At 33.2% G+C, this 13627-nt stretch carries 9 protein-coding genes; 5 read left to right on the top strand and 4 right to left on the bottom strand.

Annotated elements, in window-relative coordinates:
• Positions 1-59: 59 nt before the first annotated feature.
• Positions 60-3041, bottom strand: coding sequence for a VPS10 domain-containing protein (locus ACRHNM_RS10540; protein ID WP_431136353.1), 2982 nt, complete (start codon positions 3039-3041; stop codon positions 60-62).
• Between the two features lie 160 nt (positions 3042-3201).
• Between ACRHNM_RS10540 and ACRHNM_RS10535 the strand changes: the two genes are divergently transcribed.
• Positions 3202-4674, top strand: coding sequence for a sodium:solute symporter (locus ACRHNM_RS10535; RefSeq protein ID WP_431136351.1), 1473 nt, complete (start codon positions 3202-3204; stop codon positions 4672-4674).
• Here the strand turns inward: ACRHNM_RS10535 and ACRHNM_RS10530 are convergent.
• Positions 4661-5023, bottom strand: coding sequence for a CoA-binding protein (locus ACRHNM_RS10530; RefSeq protein WP_431136573.1), 363 nt, complete (start codon positions 5021-5023; stop codon positions 4661-4663). The two genes, ACRHNM_RS10535 and ACRHNM_RS10530, sit on opposite strands and share 14 nt — an antisense overlap.
• Before the next feature lie 178 nt (positions 5024-5201).
• Here ACRHNM_RS10530 and ACRHNM_RS10525 point away from each other — a divergent pair, with 178 nt between their 5' ends.
• A complete protein-coding gene (locus ACRHNM_RS10525; protein ID WP_431136349.1) occupies positions 5202-7688 on the top strand; it encodes a TonB-dependent receptor domain-containing protein in 2487 nt (828 codons plus the stop codon).
• A gap of 474 nt (positions 7689-8162) precedes the next feature.
• On the opposite strand, the gene ACRHNM_RS10520 is transcribed toward ACRHNM_RS10525, so the two are convergent.
• The gene (locus ACRHNM_RS10520; RefSeq protein ID WP_431136347.1) at positions 8163-8453 is read right to left on the bottom strand and encodes a hypothetical protein; all 291 of its coding nucleotides are present in this window, start codon (positions 8451-8453) and stop codon (positions 8163-8165) included.
• Positions 8454-8504: 51 nt separating this feature from the next.
• Positions 8505-9515, bottom strand: a complete 1011-nt coding sequence (locus ACRHNM_RS10515) for a 3-oxoacyl-ACP synthase III family protein (RefSeq protein WP_431136345.1) — start codon at positions 9513-9515, stop codon at positions 8505-8507.
• A 226-nt stretch (positions 9516-9741) separates the two neighbouring features.
• Here ACRHNM_RS10515 and htpG point away from each other — a divergent pair, with 226 nt between their 5' ends.
• The 3 genes from htpG (at position 9742) to ACRHNM_RS10500 (ending at position 13559) form a co-directional block, all read left to right on the top strand.
• The gene (gene htpG / locus ACRHNM_RS10510; protein WP_431136343.1) at positions 9742-11655 is read left to right on the top strand and encodes a molecular chaperone HtpG; all 1914 of its coding nucleotides are present in this window, start codon (positions 9742-9744) and stop codon (positions 11653-11655) included.
• Positions 11656-11854: 199 nt separating this feature from the next.
• Positions 11855-12538: a carboxypeptidase-like regulatory domain-containing protein gene (locus tag ACRHNM_RS10505; protein WP_431136341.1), complete on the top strand. Its 684-nt coding sequence runs from the start codon at positions 11855-11857 to the stop codon at positions 12536-12538.
• A 16-nt stretch (positions 12539-12554) separates the two neighbouring features.
• Positions 12555-13559, top strand: coding sequence for a transglutaminase domain-containing protein (locus tag ACRHNM_RS10500; protein ID WP_431136340.1), 1005 nt, complete (start codon positions 12555-12557; stop codon positions 13557-13559).
• Positions 13560-13627 lie beyond the last annotated feature (68 nt).

Genomic DNA, 13627 nt, shown 5'->3' with positions numbered 1-13627 from the left:
GAAGCTAAAAAAGCCACTTTCAAATTGAAAATGGCTTTGTTTTTTGTATGAATATCATATTATTCAATAATGAGCTTTTTGGTAACTACTCCAGCTAAACTATTAACGGACACAAAGTATAAACCTGAATTATATTGTGATGTATCGATATTTAGCGTATCTAATAAATTTTGACTTTTAGAATAATACATTAATTTTCCTAATGAATTATAGATCTTAACAGACACTTGTTCACTTTTATTCCAGGAAAGCGTTATTTGATGTTTTGCTGGATTAGGAAACATTGAGATGCTGTTTAGTTCAAAATCATCAACACTTAAAGTAGTATCAAAAAGATCAGAACTCCAAAGTCCACGACCATATGTACCTGCATAAATCTTATGATCTGCATTATTGATTTCCAGCTCACTAATAATAACATTTGGTAGATTATTACTAAATGGTTGCCATTCTGTAAACGTATTGTTTATATAAAAGACGCCATAATTCATCCCTAAGTATAAACCATCGTTACTGCTATTTTCCCAAACCAATGCACGCGCACTAAAATTGGGTAAGTTAAATAAATAAGAACTCCATGTAGCTCCACCATTGGTAGACACATAAACTTTATCAGCACTCGTTGTGGCAATAGCTATTTTGTTTGGATCTGCTGGATGTATGGCAATTGAATTAATAGAGCCATTAAATCCTGATAATTGTTGCCATGTACTTATCAAACCACCTGTGTTGGTTTTGTATAAATTGCCACCTCTGGCTGCATACATGTATAGGTTATTATTTGGTGCGATTTTTAAATGGTTAAGGTTTCCGCCAAAATTTTGCGAAATTGACTCCCAATCATTACCTCCATTAACAGACTTATACACCTCATCGTAGCCTGTATAAATAACATCTTGTTGAATTGGATCCTGTTCGAAAGGCGTTATCCAGTTTCCAGATTTTTCTTCTGGTGAAGGAATTCCGTTTCTGGCATTACCTCCACTGAACGATTTATATAGTGTCCCGAATTGTGATGTTCCATACAAAATATTGTTGTTGTTTTTATCAACAAACGATTCCATACCATCAGCTCCAAGCCAATCTTTCCAGATACCATCTGCTCCCAATACAGAAGTACCATTATCTTGAGAACCTCCAGAAACGATGACTGGATCTGTTTGACTGATTCCTATTTTATAAAATTGTCTAATAGCGAGTCCTGGTGTTAAGTCCCTGTAGTAAGAACTTGTAACATTAAGTGGATTATCAGCTACAAAAATACCACCATCAGTACCAACATATAATTTATAACCATCAGTCTCGTTACCAATATATTCCATAATATCGATATCTGCATGGCAATAACCAATATCTTCAAATGCTGCGTTTTGAGGAACCCATTGAGATGTAATATCGAAATTAACACCTCCATCTGTAGAACGCCAAGATAATACACCTGCTATATGAACATCCATTTCATTTTGAGGGTTTACAACAATATCCATATCTCTGGGTGCCTGACCCGAAGTATCATCTGCTAAAGAACTGTAACCAAAGTAATTTTTACCCGTATGATCTAATTTTGTAAATGTACTTCCGCTATCTGTTGACTTATGAAAACCTCCAAACACACCAGCTGATGCCTCAAGTACATAAACCACATTAGGATTATCTGCTGTAACACCAATCATTTTAGGTCCACCAGAAAATGAATTAGATAGGTTTTCAAATCCATCCTCAAAAACAGTTCCTAATGTTGTATCTTCTATAGAAACATCATCAAGTGTTAATCCTCGACCATAATTAGCAGTACCTTCAAAAGCAATGTAATAATCAGAACTTGGGTTTGAAAGATTTAAAGTAATATCATTCCATGTTGCAGACTCAGCCGTATAACTAGCTAACTCAATCCAAGAACCTCCAATAGAAGTTTTGTATAACACACGCAGTGTATCAAGATCACCAGCCCAATTTACGTTAGTATATGAGAAGTTTAATACGGGATTAGAAGCACCTGAAAGATTTAGACCAGGAGTTACTAAATTCGTTATAGGCGAGGAAAAATCATCAATATAGCATAAGGCCAGACCATTTCCTGTTCTTGGTGTCACTGAATCATCTTGGTTAGAGCCTCCAGTTACCCAGTTATTTGAGCCAAAAATATATTCTTGAGTCCATTGCGTTAAAGCTCCTGGACTTTCAAATGTAACTCCACCATCTGTAGATACAAAAAACTCATTTCCAGATGCATAAATAACGTTTGTATCTCCTGGCTTAAACTCTATATCATAACCATTAGTAGCACTATTGTTTATAATAGTCCAGTTTAGTCCAGCATCTGTAGATTTAAAAATCCCTCCACCTTCAACAGAACAATACATTTTATTTGTATTGTTTGGATCAATTAGTATTTTATTTACAGTTCCATTTCCAGTATCTGAATAAAAATTCCACGTTGTTCCAGAATCTGTTGATCTAAAAATTGTACCTCCTGTAGAACCCCAAAAATATGTTGTGGTGTTGGTTGGATTCATTGCCAAGGCACTTACGGTAAGTGTTGATAAATTATCTGTAAGAACAGACCAGTTATCTCCTCCATCAACTGATCTCCAAACACCTCCTGTGTCTGCACCAACAATGATATGATTTGGGTTTGCAGGTTCGATAGCAATTGAAGTTACACGGCCAACACCTGGATTCCAGCCTGCCGTTTGATTCCAGTAATCTGGTCCTAATGGCTGCCATGCGCCTACAGTAGTTCTTGCAGCACCAAAGTTTTGATTAACATAATTATTATAGTTTATTAATTCATTATAATAAAACTCTGGTGTTGGTAACATGCCATTTTCATCCATATCTTGTAAGGCTTGATATTCCCAACGCTTGTAAGGTTTGTAACCTTTACCTCGTTCAGTACCAACCTCTGCAAAATACGCTTCTGCACTTTGTTGAATTTCTTGTACAGTGTAAGTTCCTTTGGCAATCATTTCTCTGTACTCTTGAGACCAAGAGACACTAAAAGTAACCAAAAAACCAAGTAGGAGATAATAATTTTTCATTTCAAATGGTTTTGATAAACTATCGGTAAATTAAAATAATCAAACATCTATTCTATAAAGCTTTAAAGCAAGTTTTTTTATTATAATTTACTTAATATTGTCTACAATTTTTTTTGTAAATATAAGGCTTTTAGAAAACACATCTGTTAAAACTCAAATTATGTCAACAAACACCATCATATTATTGATTCTAGCCTATTTCGGTGTGCTTATCTTGATTTCCTATTTTACAGGAAAAGAAGATTCAAACGAAGCTTTTTTTAAAGCCAATAAATCTGCTCCTTGGTATTTAGTTGCTTTTGGAATGATTGGAGCTTCATTATCTGGTGTTACGTTTATTTCAGTCCCTGGAGCTGTTGAAGCAAAACAATTTGGCTATTTTCAAGTCGTACTAGGTTACTTTTTTGGATACCTCATTATCGCCTATGTGTTACTTCCTTTGTATTACAAAATGAATTTAACTTCTATTTACACCTATCTCAAAGAACGATTTGGTGCTACAAGTTATAAAACAGGATCTGTTGCTTTCTTAATATCGAGAACAGTTGGAGCTGCATTTAGATTATTTTTAGTAGCTAAAGTTTTGCAATTACTTATTTTCGATAACATCTACATTTATGAAAACTACACGATTCCGTTTCCTGTAACAGTAGTCATTACTATTGCACTTATTTGGCTATACACCTTTAAAGGTGGTATTAAAACCATCATTTTTACAGATACGCTTCAAACGTTATTTATGTTAGTTTCAGTAGTGGTTACCATTTCATTTTTAGCAAGTGCTTTAGATTTAAACAGTATTTCAGAAATCTATACCAATGTTACAGATAGCAAACTTAGCAAAGTATTCTTTTTTGAAGATAAAAATGATTCACAATACTTTTTCAAAAGTTTTTTAGCTGGAATATTTATAACCATTACCATGACTGGCTTAGATCAGGATATGATGCAAAAGAACTTAACTTGTAGAAACCTGAAAGATGCCCAAAAAAACATGGTCAGTTTTAGTATCATTTTAGTGTTCGTCAATATTTTATTTTTGGCTTTAGGATTGATGCTAACTCAATATGCAGAATTACATGGCATTACTGCTAATAAAGACGATCTGTTTCCAACTATTGCTATGCTACCAGAGATTGGTGTTGTAACTTCTGCCTTCTTTTTACTAGGCTTGATTGCTGCGGCATACAGTAGTGCAGATAGTGCACTTACATCGTTAACAACTTCGTTTTGTATTGATATTATTGAGTTAGACAAAAGGCCTCAAAACGATCAAAAAAGGATTCGTAAACACATTCACATCCTGTTTAGTTTTATCTTAGTAATGGTAATAATTCTGTTTGATTTATTATTTAAAGATGTCTCTGTTATTTGGGAATTATTCAAAGCTGCTGGTTACACTTACGGACCGCTACTTGGCTTATTTGCTTTTGGCATATTAACTAAAAAGCATATTAAAGATCATTATGTATGGATTATTGCTATCGTAGCACCAATAGCATCTTACCTCATTAATTTATACTCGGCAGAATTATTTAATGGCTACAAAATAGGATTTGAAATCCTCATAGTAAATGGTCTGTTAACTTTCTTAGGGCTGTTATTTATTGCAAAAAAAACTAGTATTGATTAGAAGCTAATAACACTAATGTGCAGGCTTCTTCAAAAAAGATATTACTTTGTTTTAATAAATTTTGAAACTCTGAATTTTCAGTTCCTGGATTAAAAATAATGCGTTTGGGTTGTAACGAAATTATATAATCATAATAGGCTTTTTGACGCTCAGGATTTAAATAAAGTGTCACTGTATGCACATCTTTATATGGCATCAGATTTATATCGATTTCTACACCTGCCACTGTACCTTCCTTTAATCCAAATGCAACTACTTCATGATTATAATCAACCAATCTATTGATAGCAATATTAGAATATCGTTGTGGTTTTAAGGATGCTCCTATAACTAATGTCTTCTTCATAATGGTGTATTAATTGTAATAAAAAATTATATGTATTAAATCTGTTAACATCATCTCACAGTGTTTTTTTGTTAAAAACATGTTAAGTAGTGTTAAAAGCAGTAACACAACCCAAAAATAAACGTCTATGTGGTAACAACCTATCCCGAAAAGGATAAATTATAACTCAATCAATCAAAAAATGAAAAAAATCACACAGTTGTGTGTGCTTTTACTTTCTGTATTAGCATATGCAAACCCAACAGAAATTGTTGCTGCAAGAGATAGCTCGGTTTCAGGTCGCGTAATTGATGCTTCCCTTAATCAACCTTTACCTTATGTAAATATTATTATCAAAGATTCTGATAACAAAACCATTACAGGAGGAATTACTCAAGATGATGGTACTTTTGAAATTGAAAATATACCTGAAGGTATAGTAACTCTTAGCATTCAATATATTGGTTTCAAAACCACATCTAAATCTATAACCATAGGTAAAGGCAACTACAATATAAATGTTGGAGATATTTATCTTGAAGAAGATATTGCAAGTTTAGATGAAGTTACAATAGTTGCTGAAGTTACCACCATTCAACAAAAAGTAGATAGAAAAGTCATCACGATTGGTAAAGATCTTACCACAGCTGGACCTACTGCCAGCGACATTATGAATAATCTGCCATCAGTAAATGTCGATCAGCAAACTGGAAACATAAGTTTACGTGGTAATGAAAATGTTCGTGTTATGGTTGATGGAAAATTATCAAACGTTCCAATTGCACAGCTTTTGAGACAAATTCCTTCAACATCTATCAAGCAAATTGAATTAATTACAAACCCTTCTGCTAAGTATAATCCTGAAGGAATGAGCGGAATCATTAATATCATTCTTCACAAAAACACTACTATTGGGTTTAATGGCAACATTAATGTTGGATTAACCAAAGAAATTTTTGCAAAATTTAATAGCTCCATTGACATGAATTATCGCAATGGAAAATTTAATTTCTATGGGAACTACGGAAACAACATAGGCAAATATGCTAACTACGGGTTCATTGAACGTTTGGATGATGAATCTATTCAATCTTTCGACTCTAGAAACAATAATAAATCACATTTATATAAGTTAGGTGTCGATTACTATATAAACGACAACAATACTGTTTCATTCTTTACGAATCAAAATTTGTTTAATGGAATTGGCGATGGCTCAACAGGAATTCAATATATAGATCAGCCTCTGCAACTTCAAAATTTTGATAATGACATTGATAATGTTGTTTCACAATACAACGGAATTTTCAATCATAAGTTTAAAAAAGAAGGCGAAAAAATAGATTTAGAAGTTGATTACAGTGAATTTAGTCAAGACGAAATTGCAAATTTCAGATTTACAAATATTCCGTTCCCACCAAATTATGTGGATTTTGTAGACACCAACAGAAATCAAACCGTTGTAAATTTAGATTATACCAACCCTTTAGATGACAATACCAAATTAGAAATTGGTGCAGAAGCACGTCTTTTTGAAACCAATATTGATTATAATTCAACAGGACTTTCAGTAAACCCATTGCAAGATGAAACACCAAATAATGGTGACGAGTTTATCTCAACTCCAAACACTGATTTTACGTATAAAAGAGACATTTATTCATTATATGTAACCTATGGCAAAACGTTTGACAAATGGAGTTACCAAGTTGGTGCAAGGGCTGAAACTGTTGCTGAAGATGCTTCAGCTCTAAGTCAATCTGTTAACGGACTTGAAAATGATCCATTTGAAAATGATTATTTTCAAGTATATCCTTCTGCCTTTGTGACGTATACTCCTGGAGAAAAAAACACATATCAAATGAGTGTTAGCCGTCGTGTTGACCGTCCAGGTTTACAGCAGGTAAATCCTATTAGAGAATGGAGTACACCTTTAATCTCTTCATTTGGAAACACAAATTTAGAACCTCAGTTTACCAATTCGGTTGAATTTAACTACACTCGAAAACTTGAAAAGGGAACCATTACAGGTGGTGTGTTTTTTAGATTAGTAGAGGATGAAATCAACAGAGCTGTTTTTATTGATCGTTTAGACATCAACAAAAGTATTTTAACCTTTGATAATTTTGAGAATACTACAGCTTTTGGCTTAGAATTGAGTAGCAACTACAGACCTACAAAATGGTGGAATTTAAATACCAGTTTTGATTTATTCGCCAGAAAACAAAAAGGAATAACTGAAATCTTAACTCAGCCAATTGAGATTGCGACTCCTAACGATATTGAACGCACTTCGATTGAGGCCGACAATCTTGTGTACAACTTTAGACTATTTAATAATTTTAAAGTTACAAAGCAATTGAACCTGTCGCTTTTTACAATGTATAGAGGTGAAGAAAAAGGCTTACAATTTACAAGAAACCCAATGTTTATGGTAAACACAGGTTTACGTTACAGTTTCTTAGAAGATAATAGAGCAACATTTAGTTTTAATTACAGCGATATTTTAAATACCATGAAGTTTGAATTTGAAGGTGACAGACCCTATCCTCAAGCTGGAGAATTTAACTGGGAAAGTAACACATGGAATATTGCATTATCATACCGATTTGGTGGTGGAAAATACAGGGCATTACAACGTAAAAACAGAGATGATAATGAAAAATCTGGAAGTGGCGGATTTATGTAAACTTCAAAAAAAAAGTCAACGTACATTTAATGACCTACATAATAGTTGATGGTTAGTGTTAAGTTTGGTTATTAAATGTTACAGCCCGAAGCTCAAAAGCTTCGGGTTTTTTATAAAATTTTGTTAAAAACTGAAAACCAATGTAATACACTGGTTTTGACTCCGACTAAAGACACCATAATAAACATTTTTAGTTTTAAAATTAGCCCTATATAAATACAAAGTTTTAAAATTGATTAATAGCAGATGGTCCGTAAGTTTTACTTGCGGACTTTTTTATGTTAATTAAAACGTTAAATATGAACTTTGATATAATAAAAGTAAAGTTTTAGCGTCTATGTAAATGTGATAAGTTTTAAAGTTAATCAGTTTAACAAATCACTAGTTTTATAGTTTTAGTGTTAGTGAAGATTGGTTAATAGCGAGGAAATCCGGAACAGTAATGTTTCGGATTTTTTTTTGTGATTTGTTCTTCTAATCTCTTTTGAAAAAATTATAAATCACATAGATTATAACAGTTTGAATCAAGATATTTAAAGTGGTTAGGAGTAAACTCAACCAAAATTCGTAAGCATAAAATGGTAAACCATTACCTAAAACACCTATTGGCATACTTGCAAACAGAAGTAGTAATCCTGTAATATCTTCTAATTGAATTCCAAATAACTCAGTATTATTCTGAGTAAAAAGCATGTCTGCACAACCAATCACAAATTCAGAAATTAGTAATAAGAAAAAGATTTTGATAAAGAGCTTAAAAATCATGAATCATACAAGGCACTCCAATATAAAGATTGCTTTTCCCAAAGACGTTTGCTACCACTTTATAATCACGCTTCCCCAAGTAAATCCACTACCAAAAGCAGCTAACACCACAGTATCACCTTCCTTTATTTTTCCTGCTTCCCAGGCTTCTGTTAAAGCGATCGGGATAGATGCCGCAGTCGTGTTTCCATATTTCTGGATATTATTAAACACTTGATCATCTTCTAATTTAAACTTACGTTGAATGAATTGCGCTATTCGTAAATTGGCTTGATGCGGAATCAACATATCAATATCATCAACTTGAAGCTTATTTTTCATTAAGCCTTCCATAATCACTTCGCTAAAACGAACGACTGCATTTTTAAACACAAATTGTCCGTTCATATGAGGAAAATAACTCTCATCGTTTGGATTATTATCATTTATTATATCATTCACCCAACGTTTACCCATTCCTGGAGCAATTAACACCAATTCTTCGGCATGTTCTCCTTGAGAATGTAAATGTGTAGATAGAATGCCTTTACTTGTATCCTCTTCTCTAGTTAAAACTGCTGCTCCTGCTCCATCACCAAAGATGACTGAAACGCCTCTACCTCGTGTGGTTTTATCTAATCCGTGAGAATGTAACTCACTACCAATAACAAGAATATTTTTATACATTCCTGTTTTTATAAAATTGTCAGCTACAGAAAGTGCATACACAAAACCTGAACATTGGTTACGAACATCCAATGCTCCAACTGTTTTAATATCTAAAGCATGCTGCACTTGCACACCAGGACCAGGAAAATACATGTCTGGACTCAAGGTTGCGAAAATTATAAAATCAATATCATCTTTATCTAAACCTGAACGTTCAATAGCAACTTTAGCAGCTTTTACTCCCATTCCTGCAGTTGTATCTCCTGTACCTTTCACAGCCCAACGACGTTCTTTAATTCCTGTACGTTCTTGAATCCATTCGTCATTTGTATCCATCATTTTGGACAAATCATCATTGGTTACTACATTGTCAGGAACATAATGTCCTAAACCTATTATTTTGGAATTGTACATAATAAAATTTAGTATTAGATAATTCTTGCAATTTAGCTATTTACAACCTACTTTTTTTTAAACTGAAACCTAATCGTTATGCATGCATAACAATTCATTTTTTTATAGTAATGTCAGTTTGTCACATTATAAGTCTTGGCATTTTTGTTGAATAAACTTCTAAAGTAAAATTAAATTATCATTAACTAGATTCCTGCTTGTTCAGGAATGACAAATAAATTATATCATGACAAAAGGAAACATTAATGTATCGGTAGAAAATATATTTCCGCTCATTAAAAAATTCTTGTACAGCGACCACGAAATATTTTTACGTGAGTTGATCAGTAACGCAACAGATGCAACATTAAAATTGAAACACCTAACGAGTATTGGTGAATCTAAATCTGAATACGGAAATCCACAAATTGAAGTAAAGATTGATAAAGAAGGAAAAAAACTTCACATCATCGATCAAGGTTTAGGTATGACAGCTGAAGAAGTTGAAAAATACATTAACCAGGTTGCTTTTTCTGGAGCTGAAGAATTTTTAGACAAGTATAAAGATGCTGCTAAAGATTCTGGAATTATTGGTCATTTCGGATTAGGATTTTATTCTGCCTTTATGGTCGCTGAAAAAGTAGAAATTATCACAAAGTCTCATACAGATGCTCCTGCTGCACATTGGACCTGTGATGGCTCACCTGAATTCACTTTAGAAGCTTCAGATAAAACAGAAAGAGGAACAGAAATCATTCTTCATATCGCTGATGACTCCACTGAATTCTTAGAAGAAGCTCGTATCAGAGAACTACTTCTTAAGTATAACAAGTTTATGCCTGTTCCAATTAAATTCGGAACAAAAGAAATTAACGATCCAGATTTTACACCAAAAACAACAAAAGATAAAGACGGTAAAGAAACAACTGAACCTCATAAACAAATTACCGTTGACAACATCATCAACAATCCTAATCCTGCATGGACGAAACAGCCCACAGAATTAGAAGATGAGGATTACAAAAATTTCTACAGAGAACTGTATCCAATGCAGTTTGAAGAGCCTTTATTTCACATTCATTTAAATGTTGATTATCCGTTTAACCTAACAGGAATCTTATATTTCCCTAAGATGACGAATGATTTAAACATTCAGAAGGACAAAATTCAGCTGTATCAAAATCAGGTGTTTGTCACTGATAATGTGGAAGGCATCGTACCAGAATTCTTAACGATGTTAAGAGGTGTGATTGATTCGCCAGATATTCCGTTAAACGTATCTCGTAGCTATTTACAGGCTGATGGCGCAGTGAAGAAAATTTCGTCTTACATCACACGTAAAGTGGCAGATAAATTAAAATCCTTATTTAATTCTAATCGTGAAGATTTTGAAAAGAAATGGGACGATATCAAAATTGTAATTGAATACGGAATGCTTTCTGAAGAAAAGTTCTTTGACAAAGCGGATGCATTTGCTTTATATCCAACGGTTGATGGCAAATTCTACACGTATGAAGAATTATTCAATAAGATTAAAGCGAAGCAAACCGATAAGGATGACAAACTTGTGATTTTATATGCGTCTGATAAAGATACACAACACTCCTATATAGAGTCGGCAAAATCTAAAGGTTATGAAGTGTTATTGTTAGATTCTCCAATTGTATCGCATTTAATTCAGAAGTTAGAAACCACTAAAGAAAATGTGTCTTTTGCTCGTGTTGATGGTGACCATATTGACAATTTAATTAAGAAAGAGGACACATCAATTTCAAAATTAAGCGAAGATGAAAAGAAAGCTTTAGATGAGTTATTAAAAGAAACAATTCCTTCTGAAAAATTCATGGTACAGTTAGAGGCTATGGACAGCAGTGCGAGTCCGTTTATCATCACACAACCAGAGTTCATGCGTCGTATGAAAGAGATGCAGCAAACAGGTGGTGGAGGCGGAATGTTTGGAATGGGCAACATGCCTGAGATGTACAATCTTATCGTAAACACCAACTCTGATTTGGTCAACGAGATTCTAAACACCAAAACCAAAAAGAAACAGGAACGTTTGATTAGTCAGAGTTTAGACCTGGCGCGTTTATCTCAAGGCTTGCTCAAAGGTGAAGAGTTAACAAACTTTATCAAACGTAGTTATGAGATGATTAAATAATCAAATTACATCATGCTGAACCAAGTTCAGCATCTTATAAGACACTAAACCACTTTGTGAATTCAAAGTGGTTTTTTATGTATCCTTATTCAAAATCATACTTTACTCATTAAAAAAGATGCTTTACTAATTGTTCATTTTTTAAGAACCACAAGATGTATAGGTTTGAGTCATTATAACACTTAAACCATCATATATCATGAAAAATCAACTTAATTTAAACATTCAAACCCCATGCTCAGAACATTTCAACCAATTTAAACCAACTGCCAAAGGAGGTTTTTGTAATTCTTGTGAAAAGGAGGTCGTCGATTTCACAAAGATGAATTCTGAAGAGCTCATCTCCTATTTTAAAACCAGGAGGACTAAAAATACCTGCGGAAGATTTAACAGCAGTCAATTAAAAACCTATGACAGTAACTCGAAGCGTATGAGCCTATTAAATGTTTTTAAAAGTTTCGGGTTAGCGTGCGTAGCGTTTTTATCATTTGGAACACTACAAGCGCAAGATGCCAGATCACAAAATGAAGATTCAGAAAGTAAATCTGCAAGACTAATTCTCAATAAAAATGAAAAGGATATTGTTATTAAAGGTCATGTTACTGAGTCAGGACTTCCTTTAGCTGGAGTTAATGTTATCTTAGAAGGTACCACAATTGGTACGTATACAGATTTTGACGGGAATTTTGAATTTCCTGAAACATTAAAAAAAGGAGACGTATTGATTTTTAGTTATGTAGGAATGACATCTCAAAAATTAGTCGTAGATAATAAACATTCGGCTTCAAACATTCAACTTCAAGTAGATATGAAATTAGACGCTTGTATCATTATGGGAAAAGTGGCTGTTAAAGACATCTATACTTCTAAAAAAAATAAATAAACATAAGCTGGCTATTATGAAACAACTCATTATTATATTGGTTTTCATTTGCAATCTGTCTTATGCACAACTGTCGGATTTTAAAACCATAGATTTCACTCGAGCTGACAATATTGCTAGACTTAATGCTAATGCCAGCTTAACTAATTTACCAGTTCTTGCGCACAAGCTGACTTCAAAACTTACTACAGATGTTGAAAAATTCAGAGCGATTTATACTTGGGTTTGCCATAACATTTCATCTGATTCGAATCAGCATAACACAGTGGCTCGTATGAGAAGAAAACTACAAAACGATAGTACAGCTTTAATGCATTGGAACCATGAGTTTAAAAAACATGCTTTTCAAAAGCTATTAACGCACAAAAAAACCATGTGTACTGGCTACGCATACTTAATTAAGGAATTGTCTTTTTTAGCTAATTTAGAATGTGAAATTGTTAATGGCTATGCCAGATCTGCTGATTCAAACGTTGAGCAACTTGAAATTCCAAATCATTCCTGGAATGCTGTAAATTTGAACAATAAATGGTATTTATGTGATGCAACTTGGTCCAGCGGATTTATGATCTTAGACAACATTTTTGTAAAAGAATACAATACAGGTTATTTTTTAGCAGACCCTCTATTATTTTCAAAAAGTCATATTCCATTGCATAAAAAATGGCTGCTCAATGATAGGTTAATTCAAAGCGAGCATATATTAGGTCCTCTAGTATATGGTGAAACTTTTAAACATAACATCATACCTATTGGACCTGAACAAATGAATGTTGTTATTCAAAAAAACATTGAACTAAATTTTAGTTTTAAATCACCAAAGGTACTTTCAATAGAAAAAATAGCTCTAATCAAGATTGCAAGAAACAAGCACAAAATTTTAAAAATTTATGACCTTAAAACTGAAAACGGATTGTTTCAGTTTAAACATTTATTTAAGCAAAAAGGTCAGCACGATGTGCATATAAAAGTGAATAAAGATATTATTGCAACCTACATCATTCACGTAACAAAACCTTAAATGAATGCTACACGATTCGTATTAGTCTAGGGTGAATGTACATTTGCCACCTATCATATTTTAATTCC

The sequence above is a fragment of the Psychroserpens mesophilus genome (genome assembly GCF_050617655.1).
In the GTDB taxonomy this organism is placed as follows: domain Bacteria; phylum Bacteroidota; class Bacteroidia; order Flavobacteriales; family Flavobacteriaceae; genus Psychroserpens; species Psychroserpens mesophilus_A.
Note: the sequence above shows the minus strand (reverse complement) of the source record. Positions and strands in the feature narration are given on the sequence as shown.

Bases quoted from the DNA above. Each gene is read 5' to 3' on its own strand.
- ACRHNM_RS10525 (WP_431136349.1), top strand. From the start codon at position 5,202: ATGAAAAAAATCACACAGTTGTGTGTGCTTTTACTTTCTGTATTAGCA.
- ACRHNM_RS10505 (WP_431136341.1), top strand. From the start codon at position 11,855: ATGAAAAATCAACTTAATTTAAACATTCAAACCCCATGCTCAGAACAT.
- ACRHNM_RS10535 (WP_431136351.1), top strand. From the start codon at position 3,202: ATGTCAACAAACACCATCATATTATTGATTCTAGCCTATTTCGGTGTG.
- ACRHNM_RS10520 (WP_431136347.1), bottom strand. From the start codon at position 8,453: ATGATTTTTAAGCTCTTTATCAAAATCTTTTTCTTATTACTAATTTCT.
- ACRHNM_RS10515 (WP_431136345.1), bottom strand. From the start codon at position 9,515: ATGTACAATTCCAAAATAATAGGTTTAGGACATTATGTTCCTGACAAT.
- ACRHNM_RS10540 (WP_431136353.1), bottom strand. From the start codon at position 3,041: ATGAAAAATTATTATCTCCTACTTGGTTTTTTGGTTACTTTTAGTGTC.
- htpG (WP_431136343.1), top strand. From the start codon at position 9,742: ATGACAAAAGGAAACATTAATGTATCGGTAGAAAATATATTTCCGCTC.
- ACRHNM_RS10500 (WP_431136340.1), top strand. From the start codon at position 12,555: ATGAAACAACTCATTATTATATTGGTTTTCATTTGCAATCTGTCTTAT.